We start from the raw sequence: 17,606 nt of genomic DNA, 5'->3' as shown, positions 1-17,606 counted from the left end.
AAGTTGTGAATCAATGGATATGACCTCAAACAAATATGACTCTGTTCGCCACGTAGATGCAACTCCTTATGCTTCATCACTGATTGAAGGGCATAGAGACTTTGGCTACAGCCTTAAAACTGCGTTGGCTGATATAATAGATAACTCCATTTCTGCTGATGCTAATTGTATCCGTCTTGTTGTCGATTCAGTTTCTAATAATCCATCGGTTATTATTGCGGATAACGGGCATGGAATGACTGAAGGAGAGTTGTTAGAAGCTATGAGGTTAGGGTCTAAAAGCCCTACTATTGAGAGGAAACCTTTTGAACTTGGACGATTTGGTCTTGGTTTAAAAAGTGCGAGTTTTTCTCAATGTCGTTCACTTACTGTAATGAGCAAACGTGACGGTATTAGTTCTTGTGCCCGGTGGGACTTAGATTTAGTCGCTAAAACAAACTCATGGACTTTAGAGGTATTTGATCATTTTGAGAATCAATTAGGTTATGATTTACTTGAAGATAAGGGGACGGTTGTAGTCTGGCAAAAGTTAGATCGTCTAGTCGGAGAAGTTGGCTCGGTAGCTAAGATAACCGAGAATATGAATGCAGAATTCTCTCTTGCTGAACGTCATTTAAGACTTACTTTTCATCGATTTCTTGAAAGCAATAAACCGCAAATTCAATTGAGCCTTAATGCTCGTCAGCTTACTCCCTTAGATCCCACGGCCTCATCTCATCCAGCAACTCAGAAAGATCCAGAAGATACAATTCATTTATCTAACGGTGATGTACGTATTCGTAGTTACACTATTCCACATTACAAAAAAATGTCGCAAACAGATTGGGATGAGCTTGGCGGACCTGAAGGGCACCTAAAATCTCAAGGATTATATATCTATCGAGAAAATAGGCTAATAATAGCAGGTAGCTGGCTTGGGCTTGCGAAGCAAACAGAATTAACGAAATTAAGCCGCATTGCTATCGATATTCCTAATACAATGGATTCTCAATGGAAAATTGACGTGAAGAAGTCATCGGCACAATTACCTCCTTTAGTGCGAGAGCGACTTATGCGAGTGGTTGAGCGTTTTGTTGGAACGTCGAAAAGGACTTATCGAAGTAGAGGTCAAAGACTGGTTGAAAGCACTATGCACCCCATTTGGAATAGAGTACAAGTAGAAGGAAAAATACACTTTAAACCGAATATAGACCACCCAGTATTTCAAGCTTATTCAAAATGTCTACCGATTGAGTTTAAAGAGGGGTTTGAGCGCTGTATTCGGTTAATCGCTGCAGGCTTACCTATCGATGCGCTACATGCCGAGCTGGTGGGGAATGCGGAATCAATAGTTGCTTTGCAGACAGCTGAATCAGATTTAAATCAGGTCGTAATTGATCTCACGGAAGTGTTGTTGGCTAACGGTATCACTCGGGAGCGAGTTAAAGACACACTTCAAAATTACCCTTTGTTGCAATCGAATTGGGAAGTAGCAGAGCGATTAGTCACAAATTACCTTAAGGAAAAGGTTTATGAATAGCAGACAACAAGTATTAAACATGGTTGAATCTGGGCTCTTTAATCAACCCCGTAAATCAGAAGATGAATTGAGAAGCTTTGTAAAAGGAATTGCAGCTATTGTTGACCTTACTCTTAGTGAGGAAGATATTGAATCAATAGCGCGAGAGGTCGAATCAAAGCAAGGTATTAATGTTGGGCTAGGTTCAGTTGTTGATAGTAAAGAGTTTAAGCCATGGTTAGATGATGCAAAATCAAATATTGAACCATTTTACTGGAAAAGATACGAGAAACTGCTGTTGCAAAGTGGCTTACCAAGAGATGTAGTAACGGGTACAGACATCGTAACGGATAAGTTACTTGGTCGCTTAGGAAACCCTAAAGAGCATACGCCCTGGGATCGACGAGGGATGGTCGTTGGCCATGTTCAAAGTGGAAAAACTGCAAATTATACAGGCTTAATTTGTAAAGCTGCTGATGCAGGTTACCGCCTTATTATTGTTGTAGCAGGAATACACAATAACCTACGTAATCAAACTCAAGCTCGAATTGATGAAGGTTTTATTGGTCGTGATACAGGCAAGGTATCTGATAAGAAAAGTGGGAATGCAAAACATGTTATAGGTGTTGGCTTGTTTGATCAAAGTCGAACCCCAGTAAGCCTAACAAACATTACAAGAGATTTTAATAAACCTACAGCCTCAACAAATACCAGCGAAATAGATTCGTATAGAGTGCCTGTTGTTTTAGTCATAAAGAAAAATCACAGTACACTTAAAAACTTGCTGGAATGGCTCAAGGATAATAGTGCTCGCGGTGATAGAGAAATGATAGATCAACCAATGTTGTTGATTGATGATGAGGCTGATAATGCATCGATTAATACTAAGTACAGTAATCAGCTTGTAACAAAAATTAATGGTCAAATACGTGATCTTTTGAAGATGTTCCATCGAAGTTGTTACGTGGGTTATACAGCGACACCTTTTGCAAATATCTTCATAGATCCGGATGAAACCCATGAGATACACGAGCAAGACTTGTTTCCTAAAGATTTTATCATCGGCTTAGATGCTCCTACCAACTATTTTGGGCACAAGAAAATCTTTATCGATGGGTTACCTGATGAAGGGGAACCTACGTGGTTACGTGATATTTCTGATAATGAAGATATTTTTCCGATAAAACATAAGATTGACCATGACTTAATTCAATTACCTAGTTCACTTTTATTTGCATTACGCGCTTTCCTTTTATCACGTGCAATTAGAAACTTAAGGGGCCAATCCACTTCACACTGTTCCATGCTAGTTAATGCTAGCCGATTCACCGCTGTTCAGAGCAAACTGAGAAATCGACTTCATGAAGCACTAGAACGCATTCAAAACTCTCTAAGGATGAATTCCTCATCTTCTAATGCATTAAATGATCCTGAAATAAAAGCCATCTTTGATGTATGGGATAGAGAGTATGCTGATACCGAATTTAGGTGGGCAGATATCCAATGTTCAATTTTTGATTCAATAGCGTCAGCCAAAGTTGTTGAAGTAAACAGCAAGGCCAATGATTTAAATTATTCAGAGACAGGTGAAAGAGGGCAAACTGTCATTGCTGTAGGTGGTTTCTCATTATCTAGGGGATTGACACTTGAAGGGCTAACTGTCACATGGTTTTTGCGTAATACCATGATGTACGACACGTTGATGCAGATGGGACGGTGGTTCGGCTATAGAAATGGATACGAAGATCTATGCCGTATCTGGATGCCTGATGACGCGATGGGGTGGTATGCATTTATAGCTAACGCAGCAGAAGAGCTTCATGCTGAACTAAAATTAATGGAACAGGCTAAAGCAACGCCTGAAGATTTTGGTCTCGCAGTTCGCAGTCATCCTGCCTCATTATTAGTAACTGCTAAAAATAAGATGGGAGCAGGGAGAGAGGTTACAACTCTTATAGGGCTATCAAATAAGTTTATAGAAACAGCGAAGGTCCATACAAATAAGGCAGAGTTAAATACGAACCTAATTGCGGCTAAGGTGCTAATTTCAAAATTGAAACATGATGGCTTTGACATAAAAAAGACTCAGTGGGGCTTATTGGTTCATGATTTACCTGTCACTTATATCGATGACTTTCTAGTTGGCTGGAGTAATGTTCCGGAAAGTGTGATGACAGCAACGGCTCCAGTACGGAGTTATATTAGTGCACGTAAAGAAGATGAATTAGCATCATGGGACCTATTGATCCCTAGTTTACAAAAGGGAGAGGCAGACTCAACTCTCGGAGTTAATATAGTCCCTACTAATCGAGCCGTTAATCTCGATGATTTGCAACATGGATTTATGTCTTTTAGTGGCAAAAAAATGAGGGTCGCATCACGAGGAATCGAAAAAGCTGGTGTCGATCCTGATATGGCCCTTATTGCTGAAAATAATTATGAAAAGGATAACTTAAAGAGTAATTATCCTGATTCAATATACCGGCAAGTGAGAACTAAGCCTTTATTTGTTTTGCATTTTGTACAGGCAATTGCTCCGAAAGGTAAAGAAAACTATAAGGAAGCTGCATTACTTCCAAATGAGCCTGTTGTAGCATGGGGAATTAGCCTACCTATCTCAAAAAAAGCCTCAGAAAAGGTTGCATATATCGTTAACACTCAGCGCTATAAAGAGCTTTATGGTGAGGACGACACTGATGAAGGGGCTGAGGATGAGTTAAATGGATAACTCTCCTTGGAAAGGCTTAGATCCCAGTAATGCCAGAAGAGTAAATAACAATGGCCACTATGATTTTTTCTGGGTTGTTGTTGAAAACGGAATGCCAGGACTCATGCTTAGACTTCCAACTGAGCCAGAAAGTAAGCTTAAGCTTCCTGAACTCAAAAATATCATTGCTAGTTTCAGAATAATATCAGGACGATTGGCACTTGTAATCGCACTCAAAGAAAGCAGTCAAGCAGAGCTTTTTGAAACTCTTTGCAGGGATGTCGTTAAATCAGGTGAGGAAGCTAAAAATCTTGATGAAGCATTGTCTAGAGTCATCCATCGCACGAAAAGGTGGCACCACCTTCTGCGAGCTGGACATTCGGACGGCCTTTCTGTTGAAGAACAACGAGGCCTTATTGGTGAGTTAGCTTTTCTGCGAGATTTAGTAGTTACTTTTGGAGCTAATACGGCGATTGAGGCTTGGAAGGGGCCTTCGGGAGCTCCAAAAGATTTTGAATTTATTGGATGCTGTGTTGAAGTAAAAACTAGAAGAAGTGCTGCAGTTCCTTCAGTTTCTATTTCATCAGCAGATCAGTTAGCAGATTTTGATGGTGGGCGTCTTTTTCTAAATGTGACAAATGTAGAGTCTGCCATTGTGCCTGAAGGCATTACACTTCATGACTATGTAAATTTGACTGACTCTTTATTTCAAGAAGAACACCATATTTATACTAAATGGGAAGATGTAATTTATTCAACTGGTTATGATCCTCAAAATAAATACGATGACCGTCGTTGGCTGATACGATCTACTTCTTACTTTGAGGTGATAGATGGTTTTCCAAGGATACCCTGCCCGTTACCACTGGGAGTGCAAAATGCAAGATACTCAATATCTTTAGATGCCTGCACCCCTTTTCAATTGAGTAACAATATTTTTGAATCTATTCGAGAGTGCTTTTAGAAATGACAGAATTAGCAGAATTCAATCTCCAGTTTATAGCTGATGTGCAAGGCGATGCTGATGCATTGGGCCTAGTAACAGTAGAAGCATTCTTTGAAAAAGCAGGTGATCTACTGAGTGAAGCGGGGGAAATCGAAAACGCAAACAGAGCTTTTCATGAAAGTTCATATTCACGTGGTATTGCGCAGATTGATGGTTATGGGGGAGACCCTAGAGAAAGTGATGGGATCCTTAGTTTAATTTTGTGTGATTTCACTTTAGATAAAGAAATACGTCCCTTATATAAAGAGCATGCACAAAAATTATCTCAAAAGCTTTTTAGGTTTTTAAACGCGAGTTTAGATGACCGATTTAGAGATAAGCTTGAGGAAACTAGTCCCGGTTTCGGCCTTGCTGATTTAATTAAAGCAACATGGTATAGCGTAGAAAAAGTTAAATTTATTATCGTTTCTAACGGTGACTATAGAGCAAGAACAGATGCAGATAACTTTGAAGTTATCGACGGAAAGCCAATAACATTAAGCATTTGGGATATTAAGCGTCTTAAGCGTTTTATGGAGCAAGGGCAAGTTAGAGCTGACACAGTCATTAATTTTAAAGAAGATTTTGGCGGCGGTATACCTTTACTCAAAGCATCTGGCGGTAACGATGCACTTGAGAGTTACCTTGCAGTCATTCCAGGAAAACAGCTTGCTGAAATTTATGATAAATGGGGGCCTAGGCTGCTCGAAGCTAATGTTAGGAGTTTCCTCCAAGTTAGGGGGAAAGTGAATAAAGGAATACGGGATACCATTCGCGATGAACCTCATATGTTTTTTTCTTATAACAATGGGTTAAGTGCAACGGCTGATAGTGTTGAGATAGAAAAAACAGAGACTGGCTATCAATTAACTAGTGTTAATAATCTTCAAATAGTTAATGGTGGCCAGACTACCGCGTCTTTATATACAGCGAGTAAAACTCTCAAAGAACAAATTCAACAAGTATTCGTGCAAATGAAGTTAACTCTAACTCCTAAAGAGTGTTCTGAAGAAGTTGTTCCAAGAATATCTGAATATGCAAACAGTCAGAATAAAGTAAATGCTGCTGATTTTTTTGCTAATCACCCATTTCATATACGTATCGAGGAATTATCTCGACGCATTTTATCCCCCGCAGGTTCAGACAGTTATCGAGAAACAAAATGGTTTTATGAGCGAGCTAGAGGCCAATTTGCAGATGAAAGAAGTAGAAGAACGCAAACTGAACGCACAAAATTTGATAAAGAATACCCAAGGAAACAGTTTTTTACTAAAACTGATCTGGCAAAATATGAAAATACTTGGTTGTGTTGTCCCCATATTGTAAGCCTTGGTGCACAAAAAAACTTCTCAGAGTTTGCTAAAAAAATAGGTAAGAATTGGGGGAAAGAGGGTTCTGCTTTTAATGAGGTTTGGTTTAAGAGGTTGATTGCTAAAACTATCATGTTCAGGGAAACTGAAAAGCTTGTTTCTTCAGCGGAATGGTACGAAGGTGGTTATCGAGCCAATATTGTAACATATGCAATTTCAAAGCTTGTACATGATGCTAAAAGCGTAACTATGGTTATAGATCTTGACCTTATCTGGAAAATGCAACAAATCCCAGATGCATTAAAAACCTCATTGTTGATAGCTGGAAAGTTGGCTCAAAATATTATCACTACCCCTCCAGAAGGAATTAGGAACTTCAGTGAATGGGCAAAGAAACCACTTTGCTGGCAAAGATTAACGGAGAGTGAATCTCTTCTTAACGACACCTTTAGAAGTGTAATCATTCCTTCAGAGCTAGCCGATGAAAAAGTTAGAGAAGTAAAAGCTGAAAAGGCGTTAGATGACAGTATAAATGTAGAGCTTGAAGTTTTTAATCTAGGTAAAGAGTTTTGGAGTGATGCTAAAAGCTGGGCAAAAGAGCGAGGAATGCTCACACCCAGGGAGAATAGTATTATTGAAATTTGTGCAGCAATTCCTTTAAAAATACCATCACCAAAGCAATGTGAAATTGCGATTGAGGCGCTTAAGAAGTTGAAAGTAGAAGGTTTTACAGCTTTGAATGGTAAATGATGTAATAAATATTGGCGGTGAAATTTTTAGTAATATACCGCCATCTTTTTAAAAAGATTCAATGGATAATAATTGTAAAACAACTTCACCAATTTGCTGCGCCAAAAACGGCGGTACTGCATTTCCTACCTGGACATATTGCTGTGTTCTTGTCCCTTCGAAAATGTAATTATCTGGAAATGTTTGTAATCTTGCGGCTTCACGTACCGTTAAACTGCGGCATTGCTTTGGATCGTAATGCACAAAATAATGGCCGTCTTTCGAGATATGACTGGTTACAGTTGTGGCATATTTATTGGCAGATTGAACCCTGAAACGATCTGCATGAGTGCCAGTTGTCCAGTTTTTATGCTCTGGAGCTAGCTCTTCAGGGAAGTCACGTGATTTAGGTGATACTCCATTATTTAATTGTGCGTGTGCAGCACAAAATGCGTATCTCAATAAATCAGCCTCAATATGTCCACGAGTTGCATGGTTTAGCACATATCCTAAGTCATCATCTATTAGCCAGTCTTGTAATGGTTGAGGGATTTGACAATTATCAATATCAGCATGGATAGTTGAAGAACGCGGTAAATTCGAAAGAGGTGTCAAATCTAACGCTTTGACTGCTTCTAATGGGTAGTGCTTTTGAAATAATGTTATCAGTTGCGTTGAGTGCTTAGTGATAGTGTGTTGCCATTGAGTTGTGTCATCTTTTTGCTTGGAAAATCCACTTCTTAAGGGCGGGAGATCACCAAGTACCGATTTAACTGTTATAGCTTCTTTAGCTTTCTTTAGGGCTTGTGGTATCGCCTCAATATCATCACGCACACCAAGCAAAATGACTCTGTGTCTCGCTTGAGGTATGCCATATTGTTCCGATCGAATTAAAAAATCTGCAGAATTAGGGTATTGAGGATTTTTGGGATTATCAGCATCAACGACTAAAGAATATATTCTATAGTTTGCAGTATCTTTTATTTTAGTTACCCGCCCAGGGTTCCTCAGATCTTTAAGTATCTGTGGGAACATCACTTTACCATTCAATTTTGCAGACAAAATACCTCTAACATTTTCCATTACAAAAATGTCTGGTTGCGCGATAGTGAGTACTTTCAAGTATTCCATATACAGAAAATGACGCTCATCTTTTTCTGCTTTATAGTCTTTGATACCGGCATTTCTTGAGCGTCCAGCTAATGAATAGGCTTGACATGGTGGGCCGCCAATCACGACTTTTGGCCCTTTATGCTGGCTTACAAGTTCTCTGATTCGAGCATGAATTAACTCATTGTCTTGGCCTAAAGCTCGAGGTGCTTCCAGCGTTTCTTCCTGTGCGGCTTGGGCTTCATCAGGGTGGAAAGTAAACAATTGCTCTCGGCTAATTTTACCTTGAACATAATCGTAATAATGTTGTTTAGCCGCAGGATTATTAGCAAGCTTTCTAAATAAAGCTCTAGTGGTAAGTGTTTTGTGTGCTGAAGGTTCTTTTTCTACAGATATGCCGATTTGAAATGGCTTATGGCCTTTTTCATCAGTACATGAAGAAATCCCTTCACCTAGTCCGCCAGGTCCCGCGAAGAGATCAATAACAAGAACACCAGCTTTCATAATTTAACGCACTTAACCTAACTATAATTGTGTGCAATCATACCAGGTATGTCAAAGCTATCAATCATTGAATGGTGATCTATCGATATTAAGTTTGTTTTATTCGCTCCCAAGGACAAAATAGTTAATACAAAGGTTTACACTGGTTAAAGCGTGTTCAAGGCTGAACTCCAAGCCTGTATCTAACTCTTCCCCATCTTTGGAGACTGACCAAAGATAGCCTCCTCGGTATTGGTCGGGATTGGGTTCGATATAAACCTCAAAACCATTAATAGTCTCTTCAATCACTGCTGTATATGGATCATCCCACATGGTGTTAGCTCCAATAAAATCTATGCTTTATTGTCGCCGTAATAGACAAGGAAATCCACGGACTATGAGTCACATAGGCTTCTTGAAACATTAGAGGTGATGATACTGAGGTTGATTCTCCGGATTGATTAAGATGAAACTGCTAGAGCCTGCCATGTTGGCATAGGCAACTGTTGAAAACAGGATGTTTTCGTCAAGCCCCCATGGATGGGTTTACGGCGTGTTGCAGAGGGCGATGTGGTGGGTGGGTTTACTACAAGGATATTTGATTAAGATAAGCGATAAGGTGTTCAGGTTTTTCGCACTCAAAAAGGCTAACGGCTTCAGACCCTGCATAGATTTCCGGATACTCATCAGTGCCTTCATTGGTGGCCGACTCGATAGTGTAACGCGCACCTGCTATTTCGCGCTCGCTCGGCTGTTCATGATCTACCCATAATATGTTGTATTGGCCAGCTTGTTTAAAATAGAAGCTGACACAAGTGTCGTTAGCGTAACTATTATCAATTAAAAATGGATAATTATGGGGGCTAAATCCTAAACTAAACTGAGTGTCAAAAGCGGGTAAATGCTGCTGCATCATCATATTTCTCCGTTTTAGCGGTTAGTATAATTATAGTCCACAGTGTGTTTTTTATAGGTTTTTCAGCTGATGTTTTAGTGAAAATTGAATTCGATGTGAAAAACTGCGCCTTGACATATTTTCATTTGAAATCAGTGGTTTATGCTGTTGCTGCAAAGTGCGCTACCTCCCGTCTTAGTTGGTTTTAGCACTGCTTGGCGTTAACAGAACTCCGAACGCCTTCATAATTTCACTTCTGATTTGACGCATTGTATCCCTCGACACTTGCAGATGGCATCATTCCCCTCGTTAGTCTTTTAAGTGATAACGGGTACTGCGTCCACCTGAGTCTGATTTCACCAAGCAGCCCATTCTCTAAGTCACAGCACAAGCATGCTAATGTGACGGGTAGCGGTCGCGCTGCTTGTGTTGCTACTTATGTTGCCTAAGTGTTGATACTGGCTTTTTTTCTCCCTGTGTCAGGATAGATGCCTTGTTTATCCATCTATTGATTCAACTCTTGATTCAACTCTTGATTCAAACAAAGCGATTATTCGCATCACGCTATGATGCGAATAGGGGGTTTAATCAACTCATAAGGTGAGCTGATTAGGGTCATTTTTCTAATCATAAAACAACCTTTAAGTTGTATTCTCTAATTGATACAACAAGTAAGTTGTTTAATGCCGACTCTGATGACAATTGAGGCAATTTACAAACTACTTTCATCTCGAGGTAAAACGCTGCGAATAAACAGCAATGGCAGCAAACCGAAACAAAAAAGCCTCAAAAATTGAGGCTTTATCGGATTTTTAGGCTTGTTAATGTTCTAGCGTGAGCGCTAAAACATTACTCAACATTTTGAATTTGCTCCCTCATTTGCTCGATTAGCACTTTAAGTTCTACCGCGGCGGCGGTGATTTCAGTGCTGATGGATTTTGAGGCTAAGGTGTTTGATTCGCGGTTGAATTCTTGCATCATAAAATCTAAACGGCGACCTTCGCTGCCGCCTTTTTTGAGGATGCGGCGGGCTTCAACCACGTGGGCTTCAAGCCGGTCCATTTCTTCGGCGACGTCTTGCTTTTGAGCTAACAGCACCATTTCTTGTTCGATGCGGGCGGGGTCTAGCTCACCGCTAATTTCGGCTAACCGGTTGGTGAGCTTGTCACGCTGGTATTGCATTACCGTTGGCATGTGAGTGCGCACCGCAGCGATTTGCTCTGTAACGCCATCTAAACGGGTGAGCAGCATGTCTTTTATGGCTGCGCCTTCACGGCCGCGAGCTTCGATGAATTGATCTATGGCAGAGTCAAAGGCGGTCATCAGTTCTGCGCCGATGGCATCCATGTCTTGCTCGGCGCTGGCGAGCACACCGGGCCAACGCAGTATATCTGTAAGGCTCACTTCGCCTTGACCAGCTTCTTGTTTTAGCCAGTTGGCGGCATTCAGTAGCTGCTTGGCGAGCGGTTGATTCAGTTGCAACTCATTGCTGGAATTGTCGGTTAACTCATAACGTAGATTGACTTCGATTTTGCCGCGATTGAGGCGTTTACGCAGACGATCCCTGAGGACAGGCTCAAAGCTTCTAAATTGCTCAGGGAGGCGCAGGTAAGTTTCTAGGTAGCGCTGGTTGACTGAACGAATTTCCCATGAGGCCGTGCCCCATTGGGCTTTGTGCTCGATACGAGCATAAGCTGTCATACTTTGGATCATTGGTTTATCCCTGTGATTGGCGGCGCAATGCTAAGCGCTAGATGCAAATGGGTAAGTGAGGGCTGATTATAGTCTTTTTCCCTTGTAGAGTTAAGGCGTTAAGAGAATTTGCCACTAACATGGTATATCGCGGCACTAAGCTCTATAATGTGCGCCCAGAATATGACACAGCCCACAGGACTTTTCATGCGCCCAAGTAAACGTACCCCAGAACAAACTCGCCCTATCACTATTACTCGTAATTTTACTGCCCATGCTGAAGGTTCAGTGTTGGTGGAATTTGGTGAGACTAAGGTTCTTTGTACTGCGAGCTTCACCGAAGGCGTACCGCGTTTTCTTAAGGGTCAAGGCCAAGGTTGGGTAACGGCGGAATATGGCATGTTACCACGCTCGACTCACAGCCGTATGGACAGAGAAGCCGCTCGTGGTAAGCAGTCTGGTCGTACTCAGGAAATTCAGCGTTTAATCGGCCGTTCATTGCGCGCCGCCGTTGACATGAAGGCCCTAGGTGAAAACACTATCGTTATCGATTGTGATGTCATTCAAGCCGATGGTGGTACTCGTACTGCGGCCATTACCGGTGCTTGCGTGGCTATGGTCGATGCACTTAACTGGGCTCGCGCTAAGAACATTATCAAGTCTAACCCGCTTAAGTTCTTAATTGCTGCTGTTAGTGTTGGCATCTATAAAGGCGAAGCCATTAGCGACTTAGAATATTTAGAAGACAGCGCTGCTGAAACGGATATGAACGTGGTGATGACTGAAACCGGTAAAATCATCGAAGTGCAGGGCACTGCAGAGGGTGAACCATTCAGCCACGAAGAGTTAAACGAGTTATTGGGTCTGGCGAAAAACAGTATTCGTGAGATCGTCGATGTGCAGAAAAGCGCATTGAATTAATCAGTAGTTAGGGGCCTTATGGGTCCCTTTTTTTTACCCTTTTAAAGCCAATAGAAACAGTGAGGAGTCAGAGTGAAAGAGTATCAAGTAGCGTTTATTGAGTTCGCTTTAGCGCGTAAGGTATTAAGATTTGGTGAATTCACCTTAAAGTCTGGCCGTACTAGCCCTTACTTTTTTAATGCCGGTTTATTTAATACAGGTGGCGACTTGGCGCGCCTAGGGCGCTTTTACGCCGCAGCCTTAATGGATGCGGGTATCGAGTTCGACTTGTTGTTTGGCCCCGCTTATAAGGGCATCCCCATTGCGACCACCACAGCGGTGGCGCTTAACGATCACCACCAACGTGACGTGCCTTATTGCTTTAACCGCAAAGAAGCTAAAACCCATGGTGAGGGCGGCAGCTTAGTGGGTAGCGAGCTTACAGGCAGAGTCATGCTGGTGGATGATGTGATTACTGCAGGTACTGCTATTCGTGAGTCCATGGATATTATTCAAGCCCATCAAGCAACGCTGGCTGGGGTGTTGATTGCGTTGGACAGGCAAGAGAAAGGCAAGGGTGAGTTATCGGCGATTCAAGAAGTTGAGCGAGATTTTGGCTGTAAGATAGTGTCTATCGTTAAGCTTGCTGATTTAATCCAGTATTTGTCGGCAAAACCTGGCATGGAAGCCGAGCTTGCTAGCGTCAGCGCCTACCGCGAGCAATATGGTATTTGACCTCAACTCGGGTTAAGAGCCGTTTGATATGCAGTTATTATCCGCAGCTGAGGCTAGTCCAATAGCTGCAGCTTATTCCGCGCTGCAGCCATTTATGGGCAGAACTCAGCCTATGCTAGAGGTCGAACTTGTGAGCAAGGGCGCTAACTTTTGCTAGGCGCTATTAAAGCGCTCGAGTATAATTGCGCCGTTTTTAATCAACTCAGTTAATCTATAAAGGCTGTGTTGATACGCTAAGATTGAACAAAATAATATTGAGCTAGCCCCCAAAAGTGACTTGTCCTAACCCGTTAGGTCAGCACTATTATATTTTCTATTCCCTCTGGGGAGTGGATGCAGGTGTATCATGAGTGTTACAGATAGTTTGTTGATTATTCTAGTGTTAATTGGAATAAGTTGTTTTTTCTCCATGTCAGAAATTGCCCTTGCGGCTTCCCGTAAAATTCGCCTGCAGCAGATGGCTGATGAAGGTGATATACGCGCAGATAAAGTCCTTAAATTACAGCTACATCCCGGCAGTTTTTTTACTGTGGTGCAAATCGGCCTTAATGCCGTGGCCATCATGGGGGGGATTGTGGGCGAAGCTGCCTTCAGGCCGTATTTTTACGACTTACTCGAACCTTGGCTCAGCATAGAGTGGTTGGGGCAAACCAGCTTTGTGATGTCATTTGTGTTCGTTACCGCGCTGTTTATCCTGTTCGCCGACTTAATGCCTAAGCGCATCGCTATGGTTATCCCTGAGCAAGTGGCCGTCACCTTAGTGACCCCGATTGTTTTTTGCATCACTTTTTTAAAACCCTTAGTGTGGTTTTTTAATGGTACGGCAAATCTTATTTTTAAATTACTGCAAGTGCCGACGGCCCGTAACGACCAAGTTACCCATGATGATATTTATGCCGTGATGAGTGCTGGTACCGAAGCTGGGGTGCTCGACAAGGGCGGCCAGCAGATGATGGAGAATGTGTTTGAAATGCAGTCTGTGTCAGTCACCTCAGCCATGACAGCCCGTGAAAGTTTGGTTTACTTCTTAATGCAAGATAATGAAGAAGAGATCAAGCGTAAGATAACCGTCGATCCTCACAATAAATTCCTCGTCTGTGATGGTCAGTTAGACATGATCAAAGGCTATGTGGATGCGAAAGAGCTGCTGCTAAAAGTGATCAACGGTGAGAAAATCACCCTGATGAATGATTCTTTGGTGCATAACTGTTTGATTATTCCAGATACATTAAGCCTATCAGAATCAATGGATTACTTTAAGAGTAACAGAGCTGACTTTGCGGTGGTGATGAATGAATACGCCCTAGTGGTAGGCATAGTGACCACCAATGATTTACAAAGTGCGGTTATGGGTGCCTGGTCACTGCATGAGAGTGAAGAGCAAATCGTTGCTAGGGACAATAATTCTTGGCTGGTGGACGGTGTGACCCCCATAACTGATGTAATGCGCGCCTTTGGCATTGAAGAATTTCCACAGAATCAGAACTATGAAACCATAGCGGGTTTTATGATGTACATGCTAAGAAAAATCCCTAAGCGCACTGATTTTGTCAACTTTGCCGGTTACAAATTTGAAGTGGTGGATATCGACTCCTACAAGGTGGACCAACTGCTAGTAACCCGCATTCCAGACGGTGAGCTTGAGGAAGAATAAGGCTGAAATAGCCATTTCTCTATCCTAGCTTTATTCTATCGCCCAGCTTGCTAAAAACGCCTTGAGGACAGCTTCTTCAAGGCGTTTTTTCTTGCAGCAAAATCCTAACTCAAAAGCAGGAATGGCAATTGGCGAGGCCAACATTTGAATGCGATCCCGCACTGGGCTGTTCCCAACGACCACCTCTGGGCTAATCGCGACCCCGCAACCTAAAGCCACCATAGAGGCAATGGCTTCTTGGCCGGCCACTTGAGCATAAATATGGGGTTTAAAGCCCATGGCTTTAAACCAATTATCGGCCCTTTGGCGCCCGGGGCCATGCTCAGGCACGATATAAGGCAAATCTTGCCAAGCAATGCTTTGCTGGCTAATTTCCTGCTGCACTGGGCAAGTGATTGTCGGCGCGATGAGGCTTAAAGGCACCTTATCAATGGCGGTGAAATGCAGGCTGCTGGCGAGGTTATCAGGCAGGGCTATGATGGCAATGTCAGCGCGATTGCGATTAAGCTCATTCACGGCATTGGCAGCATCGCCGGTGGCGAGCTTGATATCCACATTGGGGTGAATACTTCGAAAGCGATCCAGCAGTTTAGGCAAGTGACTGTATGCGGCGGTGACCGAGCAATACAAGCTTAACTGACCATGAAGCTGGGCTTGTTGTGGGTCGACCTTGCCTTTAAGGTTGAGCCATTGGCTTAAGGTGTGCTCGGCAAATAATTTAAACTCTTTGCCTGCATGGGTAAGGGTCACACTGCGATTATCACGCTCAAAAAGCTTACCACCCACTTCATCCTCTAGGCGCTGCAAGGTGCGGCTTAAGGTTGAAGGGCTCATGTGCATCTGCTCGGCAGTTTTAGCAAAGTGCAAGCTGTCGCATAAATGCAGGTAGAGTTTTAGGCTGCGAATATCCATCGGTGAGCATTCCAAACAAGGTAAGAGATTTTATTGTGCCTTTGGTTGCAAAAAATGCAACATCAAATTCCTTTTATATCATTTTAAGCAATAACAAGCTTGGGCTATAGTCAGAGCATAGGCTGAGTTAATGGCTCGGCTCCATTTTTCAAGCTTGCCAATATGAGCGAGTTTGAATGGGTAGATTTGATCAGAGGAAGACGCAGATGGCTAACTATTTCAATTCACTAAATTTACGCCAGCAATTGGCGCAATTGGCACAGTGCCGCTTTATGGATCAGAGCGAGTTCGCTCAAGGCTGCGAGCACCTTAAAGGTTGGAATATTGTCATCTTAGGTTGCGGCGCACAGGGGCTAAATCAGGGCCTAAATATGCGTGATTCAGGCCTTAATATCGCCTTTGCCTTACGCAGTGCCGCCATCAGTGAAAAGCGCGCCTCATGGCAAAAAGCCACAGATAATGGCTTTAGAGTGGGCACCTTTGAAGCGCTTATCCCCGATGCGGATCTGGTGCTAAACCTTACCCCAGACAAGCAGCATTCGAACGTGGTTAACACCATAATGCCCCTGATGAAGCAGGGCGCGACCTTGTCCTATTCCCACGGCTTTAATATCGTCGAAGAAGGCATGCAAGTACGCAAAGATTTAACTGTTGTGATGGTGGCCCCTAAGTGCCCAGGCACAGAAGTTCGTGAAGAATACAAGCGCGGTTTTGGTGTACCGACCTTAATTGCAGTGCACCCAGAGAACGACCCAAATGGTGACGGGCTTGCCATCGCTAAGGCTTATGCTAGCGCCACCGGCGGTGACAGAGCTGGGGTGTTATTGTCATCCTTTGTGGCGGAAGTAAAATCTGATCTCATGGGCGAGCAAACCATTTTGTGCGGCATGCTGCAAACGGGCGCCATCTTAGGTTATGAAAAAATGCTCAGTGACGGCGTTGAACCTGGTTACGCCGCCAAGCTTATTCAACAAGGCTGGGAGACAGTCACAGAAGCGTTAAAACATGGCGGCATCACCCACATGATGGACAGGTTATCCAACCCTGCCAAAATCAAAGCCTTCGATACCGCAGAAGAATTAAAAGTACTACTTAAGCCGTTATTTGAAAAGCACATGGATGACATCATCAGCGGTGAGTTTTCTCGCAACATGATGGCCGATTGGGCTAATGATGATGCCAACTTACTGCGCTGGCGCGCCGAAACATCGGACACAGGCTTTGAGAATGCCCCTACAAGTGTCGAACACATCGATGAGCAAGATTACTTTGATAAAGGCATCTTCTTGGTGGCCATGATAAAAGCTGGCGTTGAGTTAGCGTTTGATACCATGGTAGCAGCAGGCATAGTGGAAGAGTCGGCCTATTATGAATCGCTGCACGAGACGCCGCTTATTGCCAACACCATAGCGCGCAAACGCCTGTATGAGATGAACGTGGTGATTTCAGATACCGCCGAATATGGCTGTTATCTATTTAACCATGCAGCCGTACCGCTACTTAGGGATTACGTTAATGCCATGCCTGCTGAGCTGTTGGGTAAAGGCTTAGGTAACATAAGTAATAAGGTTGATAATCAAAAACTTATACAGGTCAATCAGGCGGTGCGTCACACTGGCGTTGAACGTATTGGTGCTAAGCTTCGCGGCTATATGACCCAAATGAAAGACATTGCGGCGAGCTAATGATCAAAGGAGAAATGTCGTTAATTGGATTAATTTTTTAATATGTGTTGCCTTTTAAAAACAGAATGTGGTATCCCTATAGGACAGTTTTCAGCGTCCTTCGGACCAACTAACTAAACATATTTTTAGGACACCATAATTTAATGTTGAACCAAGCCAGCGCCATTATCCTCGTGATTATTACCGTAGTGATTATTAAGTCACAGCGGGGGTGGCGTTTGGCAATAAACATGATCTAAAAAATCAAACATTGCAAAAACCCCCGCTCCGAAAGGACCGGGGGTTTTTTCGTTTAAAGGGCTTTAACAAGT

13 protein-coding genes are annotated in these 17,606 nt (G+C 42.8%); 8 read left to right on the top strand and 5 right to left on the bottom strand.

Features of this window, described 5'->3' with window-relative positions; all coding sequences use genetic code 11:
* Positions 1-13 precede the first annotated feature (13 nt).
* Genes H5073_RS08360 through H5073_RS08345 form a run of 4 tightly spaced genes read left to right on the top strand, consistent with a single transcriptional unit; the run spans position 14 to position 7,250 of the window.
* Entirely contained in the window at positions 14-1,519 is a 1,506-nt protein-coding gene (locus H5073_RS08360) for an ATP-binding protein (protein ID WP_182678817.1), read from the top strand.
* Positions 1,512-4,226 carry a Z1 domain-containing protein gene (locus H5073_RS08355; protein ID WP_182678815.1) on the top strand — a complete coding sequence of 905 codons (2,715 nt, stop codon included), beginning with the start codon at positions 1,512-1,514 and terminating at the stop codon, positions 4,224-4,226. The genes H5073_RS08360 and H5073_RS08355 overlap by 8 nt, the downstream gene beginning before the upstream one ends.
* Positions 4,219-5,169: a PD-(D/E)XK motif protein gene (locus H5073_RS08350; RefSeq protein WP_182678813.1), complete on the top strand. Its 951-nt coding sequence runs from the start codon at positions 4,219-4,221 to the stop codon at positions 5,167-5,169. The genes H5073_RS08355 and H5073_RS08350 overlap by 8 nt, the downstream gene beginning before the upstream one ends.
* A gap of 2 nt (positions 5,170-5,171) precedes the next feature.
* Complete coding sequence (locus H5073_RS08345; RefSeq protein WP_182678812.1) at positions 5,172-7,250, top strand: AIPR family protein; 2,079 nt, start codon at positions 5,172-5,174, stop codon at positions 7,248-7,250.
* 48 nt (positions 7,251-7,298) lie between these two features.
* Here the strand turns inward: H5073_RS08345 and H5073_RS08340 are convergent, their stop codons facing one another.
* The 4 genes from H5073_RS08340 to H5073_RS08325 all read right to left on the bottom strand — a co-directional run bounded on the left by H5073_RS08340 (position 7,299) and on the right by H5073_RS08325 (position 11,430).
* Positions 7,299-8,843 carry a DNA cytosine methyltransferase gene (locus H5073_RS08340; RefSeq protein WP_182678810.1) on the bottom strand — a complete coding sequence of 515 codons (1,545 nt, stop codon included), beginning with the start codon at positions 8,841-8,843 and terminating at the stop codon, positions 7,299-7,301.
* Between the two features lie 99 nt (positions 8,844-8,942).
* Positions 8,943-9,155: a hypothetical protein gene (locus H5073_RS08335; RefSeq protein WP_182678808.1), complete on the bottom strand. Its 213-nt coding sequence runs from the start codon at positions 9,153-9,155 to the stop codon at positions 8,943-8,945.
* A 253-nt stretch (positions 9,156-9,408) separates the two neighbouring features.
* Entirely contained in the window at positions 9,409-9,741 is a 333-nt protein-coding gene (locus H5073_RS08330; RefSeq protein ID WP_259394853.1) for a hypothetical protein, read from the bottom strand.
* 825 nt (positions 9,742-10,566) lie between these two features.
* The gene (locus tag H5073_RS08325) at positions 10,567-11,430 is read right to left on the bottom strand and encodes a YicC/YloC family endoribonuclease (RefSeq protein ID WP_182678807.1); all 864 of its coding nucleotides are present in this window, start codon (positions 11,428-11,430) and stop codon (positions 10,567-10,569) included.
* A 186-nt stretch (positions 11,431-11,616) separates the two neighbouring features.
* Between H5073_RS08325 and rph the strand changes: the two genes are divergently transcribed.
* The 3 genes from rph (at position 11,617) to H5073_RS08310 (ending at position 14,698) form a co-directional block, all read left to right on the top strand.
* Positions 11,617-12,330: a ribonuclease PH gene (gene rph / locus H5073_RS08320; RefSeq protein WP_182678805.1), complete on the top strand. Its 714-nt coding sequence runs from the start codon at positions 11,617-11,619 to the stop codon at positions 12,328-12,330.
* Positions 12,331-12,402: 72 nt separating this feature from the next.
* A complete protein-coding gene (gene pyrE, locus H5073_RS08315; protein ID WP_182678803.1) occupies positions 12,403-13,044 on the top strand; it encodes an orotate phosphoribosyltransferase in 642 nt (213 codons plus the stop codon).
* Positions 13,045-13,390: 346 nt separating this feature from the next.
* Positions 13,391-14,698, top strand: coding sequence for a hemolysin family protein (locus H5073_RS08310; protein WP_182678801.1), 1,308 nt, complete (start codon positions 13,391-13,393; stop codon positions 14,696-14,698).
* Positions 14,699-14,728: 30 nt separating this feature from the next.
* Here the strand turns inward: H5073_RS08310 and ilvY are convergent, their stop codons facing one another.
* Positions 14,729-15,610 (bottom strand): HTH-type transcriptional activator IlvY, encoded by an 882-nt coding sequence (gene ilvY, locus H5073_RS08305; RefSeq protein WP_182678799.1) that lies wholly within the window; start codon positions 15,608-15,610, stop codon positions 14,729-14,731.
* Positions 15,611-15,816: 206 nt separating this feature from the next.
* On the opposite strand from ilvY, the gene ilvC reads away from it, so the two are divergent.
* On the top strand, positions 15,817-17,295 hold the full coding sequence (gene ilvC / locus H5073_RS08300) for a ketol-acid reductoisomerase (RefSeq protein WP_182678797.1): 1,479 nt from the start codon (positions 15,817-15,819) through the stop codon (positions 17,293-17,295).
* Positions 17,296-17,606: the final 311 nt, after the last annotated feature.

The organism is Shewanella sp. SR44-3 (assembly GCF_014163735.1).
Taxonomy (GTDB): domain Bacteria; phylum Pseudomonadota; class Gammaproteobacteria; order Enterobacterales; family Shewanellaceae; genus Shewanella.
This window is presented reverse-complemented; position numbering and strand designations above follow the sequence as displayed.